Here is an 18,983-nt window from a genome sequence, read left to right as displayed (position 1 = left end):
GACAGCCGAATCTCACTGTCCCGCCTTCCGCGTGTCGGGTCCTACGACGCCGCCACTCGTTCCCACATCTGTACACCCGCACTATGTGAGCTGCAATCCGAAACGCACTGCACAACAGCATGTTTCATTGGAAAGCAATTCTTCGGCTAATTTTCTCGACTATGTTTCCGGAGACAAAGCCGAACAGCACGGGGACCACGACGGGAAACGCGCTGTCCCAGACGATTTGACAGCAGGGCCTCCCATAGGGAGGCGCATCAGCTGTCACCGCGCGACACAATAATTTGTCCACTTTCGGAAACTCCGCTGTTCACGCGGCGTTAAACCAGCAGTCGAGCCGAAATAGATACCAACCCATCGGTATTTGTCACTTGAATCAGCCCTACCGCATCGCGGCAAGAATATGAAGTCACGTAACGCGGTTTGTGCCGTGCACGCCGGGACGTTCTGCCCATCCGGAGACCAGCTAACTCCTGGACCCACGGAAGCGTGTGACGCCTCTCATTACTTGTCGGTAGTATGCGGAAATGCTGTGACTGTCCATAGTTCGCGCTGACGTTGATGGGGAGGATTCATAAAGCCTGCGGACAGGGCTTCAGAACTTCGGTACTCCAGCGAAGAGCCGGGCGGCTTCGCGAACCCCTGGCCTACCGCTACCGCCAGCCGGTGGCGAATTGCAATGCCAGGCTGGACGTTCCGAGGGCGAGCCCGAGAATGCCGCCGAAGAGCAGCGGGCGGTACCCCGCACTGCGTAGACGCTGCGGCGTGAGAGTGGTTCCGATAGCAGCCAGCACTGCGGCGATGAGCCAGGAGCTGAGGTAGCTCAGGGGTGGCGTCCATGAGGGTGGGACGACGCCGGTGGCGGCGAGGGCCGACGCGGCGAGGAACAGCACGACGAAAAGCGGGATGGTGCGCCACAGGGTCGCGGCGGCGCCCGCGTTGTGACGCGCTCCCAGATACAGCCCGACGCACATCGGGATGATCGCCAGGCTGCGTACCAGCTTGACGACGAGGGCGAATTGCGCCGCACCGGAACCGAACGCCACCCCGGCGGCGAGCACCGAGGACGTGTCGTTGATGGCGGTTCCCGCCCACAGGCCGAACGCCTCCTGAGACATGCCGAGCAGGTGGCCGAGCGGCGGATAGACCAGCACGGCAACGACATTGAAGACGAAGATGGTGCCGAGCGCGTAGGCGACACGCTCGCGGTCGGGCTTGAGGACGGCGGTGGCGGCCGCGATCGCGGAGGCCCCGCAGATGGTGGTGCCCACTGCCACCAGGATGGCCGACTCCCGGTCCAGAGCCAGCAGTCTGCCGGCGAGGAGCGCGGCCACCGCACCGATGATCAGCGTGCCGACCAGCACGATCATCGTGCTCCGGCCCACGCTGACCACCGCGCCGACGGGCAGGCCGAGACCGAGCAGGACGATGGCGGCACCCAGCAGTCGCTGCTGAGCCGAGGCCAGGCCGGGAGCGAACCGTTCGTCCCGGGCCCGGCGCGCGAACACGCCGAATATCGCACCACCGGCCAGCGCGAGCACGGGTGCGCCGAGTACGGGCCACACCGTGCCCGCGAATGTCGCGGCGGTGGCGAGCACGGCCGCTGCCGAGAGGCCGGGACCATGCCGGCGAATAAATGTCATCTCCACACGATTGCGACCGGCACGCGGTCCGGGTAGCCGTCGCGAGGACAGCACCTCATAAGCCACGGTGATGGGTGCGGGATGCCCGCAGCTGATCACCCTTCATAATCTGCCCATGACGTTGCCGCCCGGGACACCTGATCTGACGGTGCTCGACTTGCTCGTCTCCGTGGCGGAGCTCGGCAGCCTCGGCGCGGCCGCACGCAGGCACGGCATCAGCCAGCCTGCGGCGAGCATGCGGATCAGCGCCCTGGAACGGCGGCTGCGGCTGCGCCTGCTGGATCGTGGCCCCACCGGGTCGGCGCTCACCGACGCGGGGCGCTCGGTGGTGGAGTATGCGCGAGCCGTGCTCGACGCGGCGCGGGCCTTCGGTGCGGGCGTGGCCGCCCTGCACGCCGCTCAGGTTCCGCACTTGCGCATCGCGGCGTCGAAAACCCTCGCGGATCATCGGATCCCGCAGTGGCTCGAGGTCCTGCGCGAATCGTATCCGGAGGTGGCCGTGTCCCTCGAAGTCGACAACACCAGGCAGGTCGAGGACATGGTCCGTAACGGTCGAGCGGACGTCGGTTTCGTCGAGGGACCGCACCCGCCGCCCGGCCTGGGCAGTCGGGTGCTCGGTGCGGACGAACTGGTCGTCGTCGTCGCGCCCGGCCATCCGTGGGCCAGGCGGCGGCGTCCGGTGACGTTGCGTGAACTCGCCACCACTCCCCTGCTGTGGCGCGAGCCGGGCTCCGGGACTCGCGACGCGGTCTGGGAGATCCTGGGTGCGGAATGTCAGCCCGCCCGCCCGGCCGCCGAACTGGGCTCGGCGACGGCCATCGTCGCGTCGGCCCGAGCAGGGGTCGCACCCGCGGTGCTGAGCCGGTTGATCGCGGCGCCCCACCTGGACAGCGGAACCATCACGGAAGTGAGAACGGCCGACTCCATCGTTCTCACACGAAACTTCCGCGCCATCTGGCGCCGTCAAGCGCCTCCGTCGGGACCGGCGGAAGTTCTGGTCCGGTGTGCCGCGGGCGGCGCCTGACGTAGCCGCGGTCGGTACGGCGCTTCGACCTCATGACCCGGCAGCCGTATCAACGGCATGCGAGGGATTCCGGTTCCGCCGACAAGTCACGTCGGGGTGTTCGGGAGGCTGCGCGAGGCATCTGTTCGCGCGTCGGGCTGGAATCGCCGGAGGAAGGGAGATGCCGTCGGCAATTCAGGCACCACTGTGAAGTGGGAATGGTCTGCAGTAGGTGGATCGGGATCTCGGTGTGACAGCCGCGGCAGCGGCCATAGCGGCCTGTGGTGATGAGCGTGAGGGTTTCATCGATGTCGGCCAACGCTTGCCGTGCGGCTGAGACCAATGTGATGGTGACCTCGTGCCTGGCCGTATCGGCCGGGTCGATGGGTGCGGTGGCGTCGTCGATCTCGGCTTCGAGTTCGGCCAGCTGCTGCAGGCGGAAGCGGCGTTGCTGGCTCAGTGCGGCTCGCAGTGCGGGTAGGTGGTCGGTGAGGCGTGCGTGTGAGATGGGGTGTGCGCGGGTCATCCTGTTCTCCGTGGTTGGAATGCGGTTCGCGATGCGGTCTAGTGAGGAGGGATGGGCCGCCCTGCCAGCGGCCCCTTGTACGACCACCTCCACGCCATCCGGATATTCGCTGACAAGGCCACGATCGTTTACACGGAACGGCTGCGCTTGTCCGACCGCGACAATCAGTGGTGCGCCACTTGTCCGATTTCTCCACTCCAGGCGCCGTTCGACTGCATCCGCGCACCGCGCTCAGCTGCCTGATCCAGACGATCGTGCGCGCGAGCGCATCGTCGGGCGCGAGCATGATTCGCCACACGGCGCCGCGGCCGAACATGCCGACCGCTCGAAGACCACCAGCAGCGCCGCGTGCCGCTCGTCCGCGATCCGGGCCCGCAGCGAAATCACCCGCAAACTCTCCGGTGCCAACCCCAATCTGCTCGCCACCGTCGCCGCGTCCGCAGCACCCTCCAGCAAGCGGATCACCAGGTCGGATTCCACCTGACGTTCCAGGTCCGCGCTTGCCCGCGACCGCACACCCCTCGGCGGCCGCCGTCCTGCAACCTCCGCGATGATCAGTGCGGCCGGTGGAAACCGGGTGATGCGACAGAGAGGCGCAACGTGTCGTCGCGGTGGGTCAGCGTGAGTTCGTACCGGTCGGAGGTGCGCGCGTGCGCGAGGATGCCCTCGGCGTCGGTGGACAGCGTCACTGTCCAGCCGCGCTGCTCCCAGATCCGGACGATCACGGGCGGATAGATGTCTGCGCGGTCCGGGGCCGGTGGGTCGAGGAAGTAGCGGGTCTCGAGCCGGTCGACCTGGTAGATGTTGCCCGCGTCGTCGTCGAACGGAAGTATGGTCTCGCCGTTCGGACCGTCTTGCGGGCGGATGCGCATCTGCCCGTCCAGTGCGTCGAGGAGCTCGGCGACGAGGTCGCGGATTCGGTCGCGCGCGATGTCTTCGGTGAGTTCGCGGTTCCATACGACCGCCCGTGCCGCCCGCGGCACGGACATGCTCGCCTGCCGGAGTTCTTGCGGTGTCGGCGATTCCACGGGTGCGGCGGCCGCGGGCGGGCGATCGCGCTCGAGCTGGAAGCCATAGCTCATCAGTTCGTCGAAGGTCTGGGCGAAGTCCAGGGGCCGATCCAGGTGGCCGTCTGCCTCCCAGCCAAGGGTGCCGCCGGGCAGATCGGGCGAGACGAAGTAGCGTGTCTCGCCCAGGCCCTTGGCGATGAGCATCGCCCGGTCTCCCGGGATGTCCTCGGCCGCTTCCCAATTGCGCACCGGCTCGTCCAGGTTCAGCGCGTGATATGTCCGCATATCCCGGGGACGGGTGGGGCCGAAGGAGATCCCATCCAGATCGGTGAACCCCGCGTGCACCGTGCCGAGGAACACCCGCAGCGACTCGGGCAGGGCATCCCAGTACGGCGGCTGGTCGGCGCCGAACGTCTCGGGGTCCCATCCGATACGGAACTCGTGCGCCTGAAACGGCTTTCGCAGCGCGTACAGCAGCACCCAGTCACCGCGCAGCAGGCAGACCCGCACGTCGTCGAGGCATTCCTCCAGCACAGCCCCGAATCGCGGCAGCAGGTCGGCGAACATGTCGAGGTTCCACAAAGCCACGGCGGCGGCGCGCCGGGCACGGGGATCACCGCCGCCGGCGATCCCCGCCCACCGCGGCGGTACATGGGCCGCGGCCGACGAGCCCGGTTCGACAAGCAGCGCGGAACTGGGACCGAATTCCGCCACGACGCGCGCGAAGTCCACAGTATCCACGACGCCTATCCAACACGATCCCCACTGCTGAGACAGCGTGTATCTGCTACGGCAACTCGGGGCCAGGTGCTCTGGTGGCCGCGTGGGTTACCGCGCGTCGGTCGCTGTCAGCACGGGCGCGTCGGCGGCGCGGTCCAGCGGCGCGCCGACCTGCGGGTAGGTCGGATACTCGATGCCCGAGATGTACTGCACCGTGCGCACCACCTGGCACGAGTAGCCGAATTCGTTGTCGTACCAGACATACAGAATCGCGGTGTCACCCTCGACGATCGTGGCATTGGCATCGATGATCGACGCCGCGCGCGATCCGATGAAATCGCTGGAAACCACGTCCGTGGCGGCGGTGTAATCGAGGTTTCGGCTCAACGGCCCGGCGAGGGAAACCTGACGCAGGTACGCGAGCACATCGCGCTTCGTCGTCTCCCGCTCGAGCTGCAAGTTCAGAATCGCGACCGATACGTCGGGGGTGGGAACGCGAATCGAGTTGCCGGTGATCTTGGCCTTGAAGTCCGGCATCGCCTTCGCGACCGCCGACGCGGCACCCGTTTCGGTGAGCACGAGATTGAACGGCGCGGACCGGCCGCGACGGTCCGCTTTGTGATAGTTGTCCAGCAGGTTCTGGTCGTTGGTGAACGAGTGAACCGTCTCCACGTGCCCGCGGACGATGCCGTACTCGTCGTCCATGGCCTTGAGCGGTGGAACGATCGCGTTGGTCGTGCACGAGGCGCACGAGAAGATCTGCTGCGAGAGGTCCAGGCCGCGGTGGTTGACGCCGTGCACGATATTCGGAACGTCGCCCTTGCCGGGCGCGGTGAGAACGACCTTCGCGATACCGGGGCGCAGATGCTGCGACAGTCCGTCACGATCCCGCCACCTGCCGGTGTTGTCGATCAGGATCGCGTCCTTGATCCCGTACGCGGTGTAATCGATCGTCGTCGGATCATCGCTGTAGATGAACTTGATCAGGTTCCCATTCGCGGTGATCGTGTCATTGCCGGTGTCGACCTTGATCGTGCCGTTGAAGGCGCCGTGCACGGAATCCCTGCGAAGCAACGATGCCCGCTTGGCCAGATCGTCGTCGCCGCCTTTACGTACCACCACGGCACGCAGGTTCAAGCCGTTGCCGGACCCGGCCTTCTCGATGAGCAGGCGGGTGACCAGACGACCGATGCGGCCGAAGCCGTAGAGGACGACATCCCTGGGACCCGGTGACTGAGCCTTGTTGCCGTTGGTCACCTCGGCCAGCACCGCGGCGGTGAACTCGCGGATCGACAGGCCGCGATCGTCGGCGCGATAGGTCATGACCAACTGGCCGATATCGATCTTGCAGGGCCCCAGATCCAGCTCGCTGAGCACTTGCAGGAAGGGAAGGGTCTCGTCCACCGACAACTCTTCGCCCTCGATCTGCCGCGCGAAACGGTGCGTCCGCAGGATGCTGATCACCGACTTGTTCACCAGCGAACGGCTGTGCAGCAGGATCGTCACGCCCTTCCCCCGATACAACGTGCCGATGATGGGAATCATCGCCTCGGCGGCGGCTTCCTGGGCGTTCCAGCGGTCAAGTTGTTCGGTAGTCAACGCAGATCCTCGGATTTCCTCGATTTATTCGCCGTATCGATGCTAATGAGGGCCGCGATATCACCGAGGCCGGATACCCCCTGGTGAGGTCGCCAGGTGGTGACGCCGATCGAGCACCATCGGCCACCGTCCCCAAGTCACCTTCGCGGGCACCGCGCCGGGGACCGTGACCACGACCGCGCACAACCCCAACGGCACCGGCCGGTGCCGGGCCGAAGCCGGTGTCGGCCCCGAGAACAACCACCGCTTCTTCGGCAACGGCACCCCGGAGTCGATGGCCGGCCCCGGTCAGACCGTGACCACAACGCTGGAAGGGCTCGACCCGGGCACGACCATCAGCGCCCGGGGCGGCTGTTTCGATGACACCGCTACCGGCGGGATGCCGTTCAGCAAGCTGGTGACGGTTGCCGGCCCCTGACATGCACCGGCGACGGCCGACACCGTCGCGGCCCGGTTCGGTTCGGCCGAGCCTTGCGTGGCTCGGCCGAACCTCAGCATTGATGCTGCTGCCACAGTGCATGATTTGCCTGCCCTCGTCATGCGAGATTTCCGTCTCTTGCGCTGCTGCTGAGAAGTTGGTTCAGTTGTTGAGCCTGGATCGGTTACCGAGTGGGAGGTTCAGCGGGGTGGAACCGGTGACGTTGGTGGCGGCAGCGGTGGCTGCCGGCGCAAGTGCTGGATTGTCCGAAACGGCCAAGGAAGCGGTGTCGGATGCGTATGCGACACTGAAGAATTGGATCACCACCCGTTATCGCGACGTGGATGTGGATGTGGTCGAGAAGCAGCCAGAATCCACGGCCCGGCAGGCTGTGCTCGCTGAGGAACTGCAGCAGGCCGGCGCCGGTGCCGATCACGAACTGCTCGTCCTGGCCCGCCGCCTGCTCGAGCTCGTGCAGCAGTCCGTCCCGGAAACGGTCGTGGGTGTACAGCTGCTGCATACCCACGCCGAGGGAGACGTCGATGTAGACAACGTCTCCTCCACTGGTCACGGCGTCGTTGCGGATGACACGCGCGTCCGCTCATTGCGGATCAGCCGGGTGCAGGCCGGAGTTCAGCCATCCCACCCTCCCGTAGCGCGGTAGACGACCTCTCCGCCGCGCACCACCCCCCATTTTCGGTCTATCTGTCGAACGTCAACGCGGGTCGCGACATCGTCCTCGACCTGCCACAGGCGCCGACCGATCTCATCGATCTGGTCGAGCAGCTCGGCGCCGATGGCGGCCTTCCTCTCATCGAGGAACTCGACCCCTACATGTTGGGTGCGACCCCGACGCGGTTCGGGGAAGTGGGCCGCTTCGGAATCGATGATCCGTACGTCCCGCGCACCGCCGAGGATGTCGATCGCCGCCTGTCTGCGGCGTTGACCGGTGGCCGGCTGGTGCTGCTGATGGGACCGTCGAAGGTCGGCAAGACTCGCACACTGTTCGAGGCAGTGCGTGCACAACTGCCTGCAGCACGGGTGTTGGTGCCCGCCGTGGACGGACTGCACCGGGTTCCCTCCTGCGCCGAGATAATGAACAGCTCGGACACGGTCGTCGTGTGGCTCGACGACCTGGACCGGTTCTTCACCGCCCACCATCCCCTCACTCCAGCGCTGATGACCCGGATCACCAACCGCTGGGCAACCACAGTGGTCGTGGCGACGTTGCGCAGTGAAGCTCGAAATCGGCTGCGTGGCAACAGCGGTGACATCACCCGCGACATCCGCGCCCTACTGCAACAAGCGGCCGGGATCGAGTTGGCTTCCACCAACGCCGAGCCCACCGAACACGCCGACGCCGCGAGAACCTACCCGTCTTTGCAGCTTGACCGGTATCAGGAGCAGGGCTACGGGCTGGCCGAAGTCCTAGCGGGTGCGCCGGAGTTGCTGGACCGCTACGACGCCGCAGAGCCCGCCCTGCGATCGGTCATCCAGGTCGCTGTCGACTGGAGCCGCATCGGCCGCTCGGACCTCATCCCGGACCCCCTCCTGGCCGACCTCGCCCTCGAAGCCGTCAGGAAGCAGCGACCGGATCTCGACACCGACCGGGACGATATCGCCGCCGCCATAGCCATCGCACGGAAACCGATAGAAGACGCGGGCCGGATCGCCGCCTTGCGCACCGATTGGCACGACGACCAGGTCCGCGGTTACCGAGCTTTCGACTACCTCGTCGCGGCCGACGACGGCCACCATGGCCGTGAACCGCGCCCCATCCCCGATACCTTCTGGCACGCCGCGACTCGTGACGCCACCCCAGAGACGTTGACCGCAGTCGGCGTCGCCGCCCACCTCCGAAACCGCAGCGACCACGCCATCGCGATGACCCGTCGAGCCGCCGGCACCGGCGACCCGATTGCCATCCTCAACCTAGGGACCTTCCTCGCGGAAGCGGGTGACACCGCCGAAGCCGAAACCTGGTTGCGCCGCGCTGCCTCCATTGGCTATCAGGATGCGATGACCTACCTCGGCGTCGTGCTCTACATGCGAGGTGAGACCGCCGAGGCCGAAATTTGGTGGCGGCGCCTGGCCGAGGCCGGTAACCCGACCGGCATGTGCAACCTCGGCGCCGCGCTTCAGAGGCGGGGCGAGCTCGCCGAGGCCGAAACCTGGTGGCGCCACGCCGCCGAAGCCGACTTCGAGGGTGGGATGTACAACCTCGCGGCCATGCTGCACGCCCGCGGCGACGTGGCCGAAGCCGAAACCTGGTTCCGCCGCGCCGCCGACGCGGGCTACCCGCCCGCAATTGTCCACCTCGCGATCACGCTCTACCGCCGGGGCGAGATCGCCGAGTCCGAGTCCGTGCTGCGCCGCATCGCCGAAGCCGGTGACCCACTCGCGATGTTTTACCTGGGAGCGATGCTCCTCGTGCGAAGCGAGTTCGCCGAGGCCGAAATCTGGTGGCGCCGCGCCGCCGAAGCCGGCGACCGGGATGCGACGACCCAGCTCGGAGTCATGCTTCGGGAGCAGGGTGCGACCGCCGAGGCCCAAACCTGGCTACGCCGCGCTGCTGAAGCCGGCGATCGAGACGCGATGGCGCAGCTCGCGTTCATCCTGCGGGAGCGAGGTGAGACCGCCGAGGCCCAAACCTGGCTGCACCGCTCCAGCGAAGCCGAGATCGCGGACAAGGTCTACAAGTTCGGGTTCGAGGCGCGTGAGGGTTCGATTACCGAGGCATTCGGGCTCATGCTCCAGGACCGAAAGGGGGAAGCAACCAAGGCTGAAACCTCGTTACGGCGCGCCGCCGAGGCCGGTGACCGAAACGCGATGTCGAATCTCGGGCTCATGCTCTGGAATCGGGGTGAGACCGCCGAGGCCGAGACCTGGCTGCGCCGCTCCGCCGAAGCCGCGAACGAGGGCGGGATGACCAACCTCGGTCTCCTGCTGCAGAAAAGGGGGGAGACCGCCGAGGCGGAAACTTGGCTGCGCCGTTCCGCCCAAGACGGTTATCCGGGCGGGATGTACAACCTTGGGGTCATGCTTCACGACCGGGGTGATGTCGCCGACGCTGGAACGTGGTATCGGCGTGCTGCCGAAGCAGGCAATGAAAGTGCTATGTATCAACTCGCCGTCCTGTGCCGGGAAGCGGGTGAGACTGTCGAGGCAGACATCTGGTTGCGTCGGGCAGGCGATGCCGGGCACCCCGGCGCGGCCAGCGATCTCGGGGTCATGCTGCGAGAACGGGGCGACAGCGCGGAAGCCGAGATCTGGTTGCGGCGCGCGGCCGCGAGCGGCAGCGACCCCGAGGTGATGTACAACCTCGGAGCTTTGCTGTACGAGCGGGGTGAAACCGCCGAGGCCGAGACCTGGTTGCGGCGCGCGGGCGAGGCCGGCCACATCGAGGCGATGTCCGACCTCGGGATCACACTCTACGAGCAGGGCCAGATCACCGAGGCCACGACCTGGTTGCAGCGTGCCGTCGAAGCCGCTGCCCCCGACGGATCGAAGCCCGATATCGTGCACTTCACGCGGGGCGAAACCGTGATCACGTGGGTCTACGACCGCGAAGCCGAGCAGCCGGGCTCGGCACGCAGTGCCGAAGCGCCGTCCCCGAAAAGCTGGTGGCGTTGGCGACGAGGTGAGCGGCGCCGAGGCTAGGATCGACAAGCGCGCGTCGGTCACGGCCGCGCGGTAGACGCTTTGGGGCATGGCAGGCGCCGGGCCTGTCGACCTTGCCGAGGTGACCGAGGCCGTCACGACCGGTCGACGGGTGTCTGGAGCAGCCGTGCTTGCAGCGCCAAATACAGCAGCGCCGCGTCGGCCGGCACTGCGAACGCTGAACCGGTGAGCTGCTCGATCCGCTTGAGGCGGTGTAAGACAGTGTTGCGGTGCAAGTGCAGCCGCTCCCCTACCGCCGACGTCGAGCCGCCGAGCTCGTACCAGGCCAGGGCGGTCCGCACGAGAGCACCGGCGTCGTCGGGGTGGAGTCGGTTGAATGCGGCGAGCACATCCGCGAGGACGTCTGCGGCGAGTTCTGGATGGGCGGCGATCAAGGCACGCGCCGGTGATGAGGCATACCTGTGGATTCCGGTGTCTGCCGGGCTCAAACACCGGAACGCGAGGCGCGCCTGGTCGAGCGCGGCAGGCGCGGATACGAGGTCGGCGAACGGCTTGCTGGCGCCGGCACGCGTGGGCGCGTCGTGCAGCGCTCGGTCGAGCGTGCCCGGCGAGGGCGCGGCCGCGAGGGTTACCCAGTCGCTGGAGATACGGGTGCGGACGGTGGTCACTCCGATCGCGGCGAGGCGAATGTCGCCGACCAGGACCACGAACGTGGCTCGGGCGGGCAGGCGCATCCTCCTGCCCAGATCCTCGCGCTGCGTCGATGGGAAGTCGGGATCGAGCAGCGCCCGCAACCACCGTTGATCGGGTTGTTCGTCCCCGGTGACGGCTACGTGCCGGTATGCGTCGGCCGCCGCGACCGAGTACTCGTCCACAGTGGCCCAGACCAGCGTCGACAGTTGGGGCAGCGCAGGACGGTCGTGCTGGTCGGCGCGTTCGACGATGACCTCCCAGAACGCCATGCCCGCGACGCGGAAGGCGTGCAGCAGACTGTCCAGCGGGATCCCTCGCTCGGCTTTCAGGCGTCCGGCTCGGCGAGCAGGCTCGAGCGAGTACGGGGCCTCGGCGATGGCATCGAGCAATGCTGCGAGGCTGTCGGCTACGAGAGTGGCCAATTCATGGTGACCGAGCGCGGCATCGTCGTAGTCCTGCTCATCCTGTTCGATTCTCGCGGTGACCATTTCGGAGATCGCAGGCAAATCGGCCCACAGCTCGCGAAGGAGGCGCGGGCGCTCGATATGCGCGTCCTGGGTCACCGACGTCAACCTAGCGCCCATTGTGCGTGCGCACAACGGCGGTCTCCGAAGTGGCGGCATGCGCCCGTGGCCACCACGGGCGGCCTTCGGCGACACTGCAAATCGTTGGTCTTCGCCACACGCCTCAGAGTGATCTCACGATCGGAATCCGTCATCATGACTACTGCCACCCGCGAACTGTTCGAGCGCTACCACGCCTGCTGGGTAGACCGCGACCCGGACCGAATCGCCGCGCTCCACACCGTCGACTCGGTGTTCCACTTGCACTCGGGCCAGGAGCCCGCGCGAGGTCGAGACGCCATCCGCGAAGCCGCGGCGGGCACGTTCGCCCTGGTTCCCGACCTGACGTTTCACCTGGTCTCGCTGCGCGCCGGCGAGGACTTCTGGGTCGTGCAGTGGCAACTGACGGGGACGTCGGCAACCGGAAACCGCGTGTGCGTCGACCTCGCGGACTACGTCCTGGTCGAGGGCGGCGCGGTCAAGGAGAAGCACTCCTACGTCGACGGCGTCGCCATGCAGGCCGCCCTGAGTTGAGCGCGCTCCACTACGTCGCGGCGGCTACAGCCGACGGTGGGGAGTAGCTGAGCCCGTTGATACGCCGTCTGCCCGATGTTTCCCGCGGCGCGCGGATGCGAGCACCCCTGCGTTGCCAGTTCCAGATAGGTACGAGGTCGGTGTTCTCATCGAGAACTCGTACGAGGATGCGTATCTGATCGAGGTCGATACCCGCCGGGGTGAGGTGTTGGAATCGCTGGCATGCCGGTTCCGCGGGGCTGCGGGGGTCGACTTGGCTGGGCGGGAAGGCGATGAGCAGGTCGGTTGCCGTTCGGATACCGAGTTGGCGGAGTTTTACGCGGGTCTTGGTGCCGGCGCGAACGCCCGAGCCGAGACCTCCGAGAACGCCCGGTCCGCGCCTGGCCTGATCCACCCACTTCAGGCACTTCGGGCCTACTGTGGTTTGTGTTCGTCCCGATGGTGGCCAGCCCCTGCTCGGGAGCCGCTCGCATCGGGCCCGCCGGGCCACGGCGGACGCGGCTGCAACGGCTCCACCACATATACGGGCGAGTAATACATGTCTACGGGCGAGTAATACCCGGACGCTGTGTATATATCAACACTCGAGGTGCACACTACGCAGAGCCGCGATCGGCAAGACTGTCGACCGGGCCACGCATCGGAGAGAAAGGAGCCAGGCGAGTGTTCAATCGGATCGCCATTGTGAACCGGGGAGAGGCGGCAATGCGCCTTATCCACGCTGTCCGGGATCTGGCGGCAGAGACCGCGCGACCGATCGAAACCGTCGCTCTCTACACCGATGTGGACCGGACCGCGACCTTCGTGCGGGAAGCCGACATCGCCTACGATCTCGGTCCCGCGTCCGCACGCCCCTACCTGGACCTGAAGGCACTCGAACGCGCGCTGGTGGCAACCGGATCGGATGCCGCCTGGGTCGGCTGGGGTTTCGTCGCGGAAGACCCGGCGTTCGCGGAGTTGTGCGAGCAGATCGGGATCACTTTCATCGGCCCCTCCCCGGAGGCGATGCGCAAGCTCGGCGACAAGATCGGCGCCAAGCTGATCGCCGAGGAGGTCGGGGTGCCGGTCGCGCCCTGGAGCCGGGGCGCGGTCGAATCCGTGGACGCCGCCCTGACCGCCGCGGCCGAGATCGGCTACCCGCTGATGCTCAAGGCGACCGCGGGTGGCGGTGGTCGCGGTATCCGGGTGATCACCAACGAAGCCGAACTCGTCGACGCCTACGAGCGCACCCGCCAGGAAGCCGCGCGGGCCTTCGGCAGCGGCGTCGTCTTCCTGGAACGGCTGGTCACCGGGGCCCGCCACGTCGAGGTGCAGGTGATCGCGGACGGACAGGGCACCGCCTGGGCCCTCGGTGTGCGCGACTGCTCGGTGCAGCGACGCAACCAGAAGATCATCGAAGAGTCGGCGTCGCCGGTGCTGAGCCCCGAGCAGACCGCCGAGCTCAAGGCGTCGGCCGAGCGGCTGGCGATCGCGGTCGGATACCGCGGCGCGGCGACCGTCGAGTTCCTGTACCACCCCGGCGACCAGCTGTTCGCCTTCCTCGAGGTCAACACCCGGCTGCAGGTCGAACACCCGATCACCGAATCCACCACCGGCTTCGACCTGGTCCGGGCGCAGCTGCACGTGGCCTCCGGCGGCAGGCTCGAGGGTGAGCCACCGGCCGAGCGTGGCCACGCCATCGAAGCGCGGCTCAACGCCGAGGATCCGGATCGCGACTTCGCGCCCGCCCCGGGCCGTATCGCCCGTTTGGACCTGCCCGCGGGCCCCGGCATCCGCGTGGACACCGGCGTCAGCGAGGGGGACACCATCCCCGCCGACTTCGACTCCATGATCGCCAAGATCATCGCTTACGGCCGCAACCGCGACGAGGCGCTGGGCCGGCTGCGCCGGGCGGTCTCGCAGACCCGAGTGGTCATCGAGGGCGGCGCCACCAACAAGAGTTTCGTACTCGACCTGCTCGCTCAGCCCGAGGTGATCGATGCGGTCGCCGATACCGGCTGGATCGACCGGGTGCGCGGCGAGGGCCGTCTCGTGTCGCACCGCCACTCCACCGTCGCGGTGGCCGCGGCCGCCATCGACGCCTACGAGGAGGAAGAGCGGGTCGAGCGGGACCGGCTGCTGTCCACCGCCGCAGGCGGACGCCCGCAGGTGCAGCACCAGAGCGGGCGGCCGCACGACCTGAAGCTGCGCGGTGTCGGCTACCGGGTGCGCGTCGCGCGCGTCGGTGCCCATCGGTTCCGGGTCGGTGTGGAGGCGGGCGGGGATCTCCGCATCGCCGACGTCGATCTGGAACGCTTCGACCACCACACCGGGCAGATCGTGGTCAACGGAACCCGGTACCGCCTCACCACCGGCACGCACGGACCGATCCACCTGGTCGATGTCGACGGGGTGACGCACCGGATCAGCCGGGACGAGGGGGGTGTCGTCCGCTCCCCCGCGCCCGCGCTGGTCGTCGCCACTCCGCTTCAAGTCGGCGCCGAGGTCGAGGCGGGCGCGCCCGTGCTGGTGCTGGAGAGCATGAAGATGGAGACGGTGCTGCGCGCGCCGTTCCGGGCCCGCTTGAAGGAGTGCGCGGTTTCCGTCGGCACCCAGGTGGAGACGGGCGCGCCGCTGCTGCGGCTGGAGCCCCTCGCCGAGGACGGCGAGGAGGCCGAAGGCGCGGCCGCGGAGGCGGTCGAACTGGATCTGCCGGTCGAGCCCGCGCCCGCGCAGCCGCACGAGCGGGTGGCGCGCACTCTGCAAGACCTGCGCAGCCTGCTGCTCGGCTTCGATGTCGACCCGCATGACGACCGCCGCGTCCTCGGCGACTATCTCACCCTGCGCCGGGCGGCCGTGGCGGACAACCGCAGGCCGCTGGCCGAGGAAGTCGAACTCGTTGAGGTGTTCGCCGACCTCGCCGAACTGAGCCACAACCGCTCGTGGGACGAGGACGGCGGCGGACAGAGCCATGTGCACAGCGCGCGCGAGTACTTCCACACCTACATGCGAAGTCTCGACGTGGAGCGGGCCGGGCTGCCGGAGTCCTACCGCGCCAAGCTCGCCAAGGCGCTCGGTCACTACGGCGTCACGGATCTGGAACGCACTCCCGACCTCGAGGCCGCGGTCTTCCGGATCTTCCTCGCCCAGCAACGGCCGTCCGACACCGTCGAGGTCATCACCACGCTGCTGCGCGAGTGGCTGCGCGAGCCGGTGCCGGAGCGGGCGCTGAGCGAGCCCGTCGGTTTGGCGCTGGAGCGGCTGGTCGGCGCGACACAGGTGCGCTTCCCGGTGATCGCCGACCTCGCCCGCGGCCTGGTGTACGCCTGGTACGGCCAGCCGCTGCTGCGGCGCAATCGCGCCGAGGTGTACAACACCGTCCGCAAGCACCTGCGTCATCTGGACGCGCATCCGGACACTGCCGACCGCGATGACCGCATCGCCGAGATGGTGCGCAGCACCGAGCCGCTGGTGCGGCTGCTCGGCCAGCGCCTGGTACAGGGCGGCGTGGACAACACCGTCATGCTGGAGGTGCTCACCCGCCGCTACTACGGCAACAAAGGGCTCACCGGCGTCCGTACCGAGCAGGCGGGCGGCTGCACCTTCGTGATCGCCGAACGCAAGGGCACCAGCCTGGTTTCGGCCGCAGTGCGGTTCGACGCCCTCGACACGGTGCTGAACGGTCTCGCCGAACTGGCAGGCGGCACCGCGTCCATCGAGGCCGACATCTACCTGAGCTGGGAGAACCAGCCCGAGGGCTTCGACGCGATGGCCGCCGTGCTGCACGAGGCGCTCGCCGCGCGGCCCCTGCCGAACCAGGTGCACCGGATCACCGCCACCGTGGCCGGCAGCAATGGCGCGGTGATGCACCACCACTTCACGTTCCGCCCGTCGGTGACCGGCATGGCCGAGGAGCGGCTGATCCGGGGCCTGCACCCGTACATCGCGCAGCGCATGCAGATGACGCGGCTGCACAAGTTCGACCTCACCCGGCAGCCGTCCTCGGACGAGGAGGTCTACCTCTTCCGCTGCGTGGCGAAGGAGAACCCCGCCGACGAGCGCCTCATCGCGTTCACGCAGGTACGTGACCTGGCCGCGCTGCGCGACCACGACGGCCGGTTGCTCGCGCTGCCGACGGCGGAGAACACCATCGCCGCGTGCCTGGACTCGATCCGCCGAGCGCGGTCGCTGCGGTCCTCGGCCGCCCGTTTCCACACCAACCGCATCGTGATGTACATCTGGCCGCCGCTCGACATCACCCGTGCGGAGCTGGACGCCCTTGTCGAGCGCATCCAGCCGACCACTCTGGGCGCAGGGCTGGAGGAGATCCTGCTCATCGCCCGGCATCGCACCCCGGAGACCGGCGAGCTGGTCAAGGTCGCCGTGCGTATCTCCTTCGACGCCACCGGCACGCAGGTCACGATCGGTGAGCGCACCGACAACCCGGTCGAGCCTCTCGACGAGTACCGGCAGAAAGTGCTCGGGGCGGCGAGCCGCAACACCGTCTACCCCTACGAACTGACCGGTCTCCTCGGCGAGTTCACCGAATACGACCTGGACGCCGACCACGCCCTGGTGCCGGTCGACCGGCCCAAGGGGCGCAACAAGGCGGCGATCGTCGCCGGTGTGGTCACCACGCCGACCCAGCAGCACCCGCAGGGCGTCACCCGGGTGGTACTGCTCGGCGATCCGACCAAATCGCTCGGCGCGCTGTCCGAAGCCGAGTGCCGCCGCGTGATCGCCGCCCTGGACCTGGCCGAGACGATGCGGGTACCGCTGGAGTGGTACGCGCTGTCTTCCGGCGCCCGGATCTCGATGCAGTCGGGCACCGAGAACATGGACTGGGTGGCCGCAGCGCTCAAGCGAATCGTCGAGTTCACCCAGGACGGCGGCGAGATCAACATCGTCGTAGCGGGCATCAACGTCGGCGCGCAGCCGTACTGGAACGCCGAGGCGACAATGCTCATGCACACCAAGGGCATTCTGGTGATGACCCCGGATTCGGCGATGGTGCTCACCGGCAAGCAGGCGCTGGACTTCTCCGGCGGCGTCTCGGCCGAGGACAATTTCGGCATCGGCGGCTACGACCGGGTGATGGGCCCGAACGGGCAGGCACAGTACTGGGCGCCGAACTTGGCCGCGGCGCGCGATGTGCTGATGTCGCACTACGACCACACCTACATCGCTCCCGGGGAGCAGGCGCCGCGGCGGTCGCAAACCAGCGACCCGGTCGATCGCGACGTCTCCGATTTCCCGCATGTCTCGGCGGACAGCGACTTCACCACTGTCGGCGAGATCTTCTCCGCCACCGCCAACCCGGATCGGAAGAAGCCCTTCGACATCCGGACGGTGATGCGGGCGCTGTCCGATCAGGACCACCCGGTCCTGGAACGGTGGGCGGGCATGGCCGACGCCGATACCGCCGTAGTGCAGGACGCACGGCTCGGCGGTATCCCGGTGTGCCTGCTCGGCATCGAGTCACGCAATGTGCCGCGCCGCGGGTTCCCGTCCACCGACGGCCCCGACGCCTACACCGCGGGCACGCTGTTCCCGCTGTCGTCCAAGAAGGCCGCCCGGGCGATCAACGCCGCCAGCGGCAACCGGCCGCTGGTCGTGCTGGCGAACCTGTCCGGATTCGACGGTTCGCCGGAGTCGATGCGGAAACTGCAGTTGGAGTACGGCGCCGAGATCGGCCGCGCCATCGTGAACTTCGACGGTCCCATCGTGTTCTGCGTCATCTCCCGATACCACGGCGGCGCGTTCGTGGTGTTCTCGAAGGCGCTGAACCCGAACATGACCGTGCTCGCGTTGGAAGGCTCGTTCGCCTCGGTACTCGGCGGCGCCCCGGCCGCTGCGGTGGTGTTCTCCCATGAGGTCAACAAGCGCACCGCGGTCGACCCGCGAGTGCGGGAACTGGAGACACGCGCCGGGAGCGCAAGCGGCACCGACCGCGCGGCCCTGACCGCGGAACTCGACGAGATCCGGTCGTCGGTTCGCACGGAAAAGCTCGGCGAGGTAGCCGCGGAATTCGACCGCGTGCACAATATTCAGCGCGCGGTCGAGGTCGGCTCGGTCGACGCCATCATTCACCCCTCCGAACTCCGCCCCCGCATCATCGAGGCCATCGAAGCACACCTGACCGACCAACCCGCCCGGACTTCGTGATCGGAGAGGCACGGATACACCCGCCGACCACCCTGATGGAATTCGGCCGCCCTCGGTTTTTTTGACAGGCGAGGGCGGCGGCGAGGTGGATGGGAGATTCCAGTGTGGGCTCGCCGGTCTGCGGATGAGCCCACACTGGGTCACTTCGGTGCTGAGATGCTCGGCGATCGGCCACTGCTTCTGATGAATCAGGGCCATCGTCCAACTCGGGCGCGGTAGCACGCCCGAAACATTCTGGTGGACAGGTCGATTCGTCATCGGCGGGCCAGCTGAAGCCGGGTCGCACCGGCATCGATCGAGCTCGCGAAGGCGCCGGTGTGCTCAGCGCTGGCGCCAGCTCAGCGGACCCGGCAGGTCGACACTGTTCTTCTTGCTGCGGGAGTTCCACGACCACGGGCCGATTTTGATACTCCAGGAAGACAGACCCGATTGGGTGAAATTGAGCTTCAGCGGCCCGAATGATCTGCGCTGACGGTATTTGATGGGCATGAGTAGCCTCCCTGACTTGC

At 67.6% G+C, this 18,983-nt stretch carries 12 protein-coding genes and 1 pseudogene; 6 read left to right on the top strand and 7 right to left on the bottom strand.

Annotation, left to right across the window (positions count from 1 at the left end):
- Positions 1–653: 653 nt before the first annotated feature.
- The gene (locus LTT66_RS30620; protein ID WP_233062016.1) at positions 654–1,643 is read right to left on the bottom strand and encodes a YeiH family protein; all 990 of its coding nucleotides are present in this window, start codon (positions 1,641–1,643) and stop codon (positions 654–656) included.
- 115 nt (positions 1,644–1,758) lie between these two features.
- Between LTT66_RS30620 and LTT66_RS30615 the strand changes: the two genes are divergently transcribed.
- Positions 1,759–2,667, top strand: coding sequence for a LysR substrate-binding domain-containing protein (locus LTT66_RS30615; protein WP_233062015.1), 909 nt, complete (start codon positions 1,759–1,761; stop codon positions 2,665–2,667).
- 49 nt (positions 2,668–2,716) lie between these two features.
- Here LTT66_RS30615 and LTT66_RS30610 read toward each other — a convergent pair whose 3' ends face one another.
- The 4 genes and pseudogenes from LTT66_RS30610 to LTT66_RS30595 all read right to left on the bottom strand — a co-directional run bounded on the left by LTT66_RS30610 (position 2,717) and on the right by LTT66_RS30595 (position 6,447).
- The gene (locus LTT66_RS30610; RefSeq protein ID WP_233062014.1) at positions 2,717–3,172 is read right to left on the bottom strand and encodes a TraR/DksA family transcriptional regulator; all 456 of its coding nucleotides are present in this window, start codon (positions 3,170–3,172) and stop codon (positions 2,717–2,719) included.
- A gap of 273 nt (positions 3,173–3,445) precedes the next feature.
- Positions 3,446–3,688, bottom strand: a pseudogene (locus LTT66_RS30605) (PucR family transcriptional regulator); the annotation flags it as partial.
- A 38-nt stretch (positions 3,689–3,726) separates the two neighbouring features.
- Positions 3,727–4,923, bottom strand: a complete 1,197-nt coding sequence (locus LTT66_RS30600; RefSeq protein ID WP_233062013.1) for a hypothetical protein — start codon at positions 4,921–4,923, stop codon at positions 3,727–3,729.
- Between the two features lie 87 nt (positions 4,924–5,010).
- A complete protein-coding gene (locus LTT66_RS30595; protein ID WP_408638875.1) occupies positions 5,011–6,447 on the bottom strand; it encodes a glyceraldehyde-3-phosphate dehydrogenase in 1,437 nt (478 codons plus the stop codon).
- A gap of 220 nt (positions 6,448–6,667) precedes the next feature.
- Here LTT66_RS30595 and LTT66_RS30590 point away from each other — a divergent pair, with 220 nt between their 5' ends.
- The 3 genes from LTT66_RS30590 (at position 6,668) to LTT66_RS30580 (ending at position 10,579) form a co-directional block, all read left to right on the top strand.
- Positions 6,668–6,919: a hypothetical protein gene (locus LTT66_RS30590; RefSeq protein ID WP_233062011.1), complete on the top strand. Its 252-nt coding sequence runs from the start codon at positions 6,668–6,670 to the stop codon at positions 6,917–6,919.
- 208 nt (positions 6,920–7,127) lie between these two features.
- The gene (locus LTT66_RS30585) at positions 7,128–7,583 is read left to right on the top strand and encodes a hypothetical protein (protein ID WP_233062010.1); all 456 of its coding nucleotides are present in this window, start codon (positions 7,128–7,130) and stop codon (positions 7,581–7,583) included.
- Between the two features lie 455 nt (positions 7,584–8,038).
- Positions 8,039–10,579 (top strand): SEL1-like repeat protein, encoded by a 2,541-nt coding sequence (locus LTT66_RS30580; RefSeq protein WP_233062009.1) that lies wholly within the window; start codon positions 8,039–8,041, stop codon positions 10,577–10,579.
- Positions 10,580–10,674: 95 nt separating this feature from the next.
- Here the strand turns inward: LTT66_RS30580 and LTT66_RS30575 are convergent, their stop codons facing one another.
- Entirely contained in the window at positions 10,675–11,796 is a 1,122-nt protein-coding gene (locus LTT66_RS30575; RefSeq protein ID WP_233062008.1) for a PucR family transcriptional regulator, read from the bottom strand.
- 156 nt (positions 11,797–11,952) lie between these two features.
- Here LTT66_RS30575 and LTT66_RS30570 point away from each other — a divergent pair, with 156 nt between their 5' ends.
- Complete coding sequence (locus LTT66_RS30570; RefSeq protein ID WP_043703287.1) at positions 11,953–12,330, top strand: nuclear transport factor 2 family protein; 378 nt, start codon at positions 11,953–11,955, stop codon at positions 12,328–12,330.
- 663 nt (positions 12,331–12,993) lie between these two features.
- On the top strand, positions 12,994–18,474 hold the full coding sequence (locus tag LTT66_RS30565) for an ATP-binding protein (RefSeq protein WP_233062007.1): 5,481 nt from the start codon (positions 12,994–12,996) through the stop codon (positions 18,472–18,474).
- Positions 18,475–18,795: 321 nt separating this feature from the next.
- Here LTT66_RS30565 and LTT66_RS30560 read toward each other — a convergent pair whose 3' ends face one another.
- The gene (locus LTT66_RS30560; RefSeq protein ID WP_084466474.1) at positions 18,796–18,963 is read right to left on the bottom strand and encodes a DUF4236 domain-containing protein; all 168 of its coding nucleotides are present in this window, start codon (positions 18,961–18,963) and stop codon (positions 18,796–18,798) included.
- Positions 18,964–18,983 lie beyond the last annotated feature (20 nt).

Source organism: Nocardia gipuzkoensis, from assembly GCF_021183645.1.
Taxonomy (GTDB): domain Bacteria; phylum Actinomycetota; class Actinomycetes; order Mycobacteriales; family Mycobacteriaceae; genus Nocardia; species Nocardia abscessus.
The sequence above is the reverse complement of the archived record's forward strand: the minus strand, read 5'-3'. Positions and strand labels throughout refer to the sequence as shown.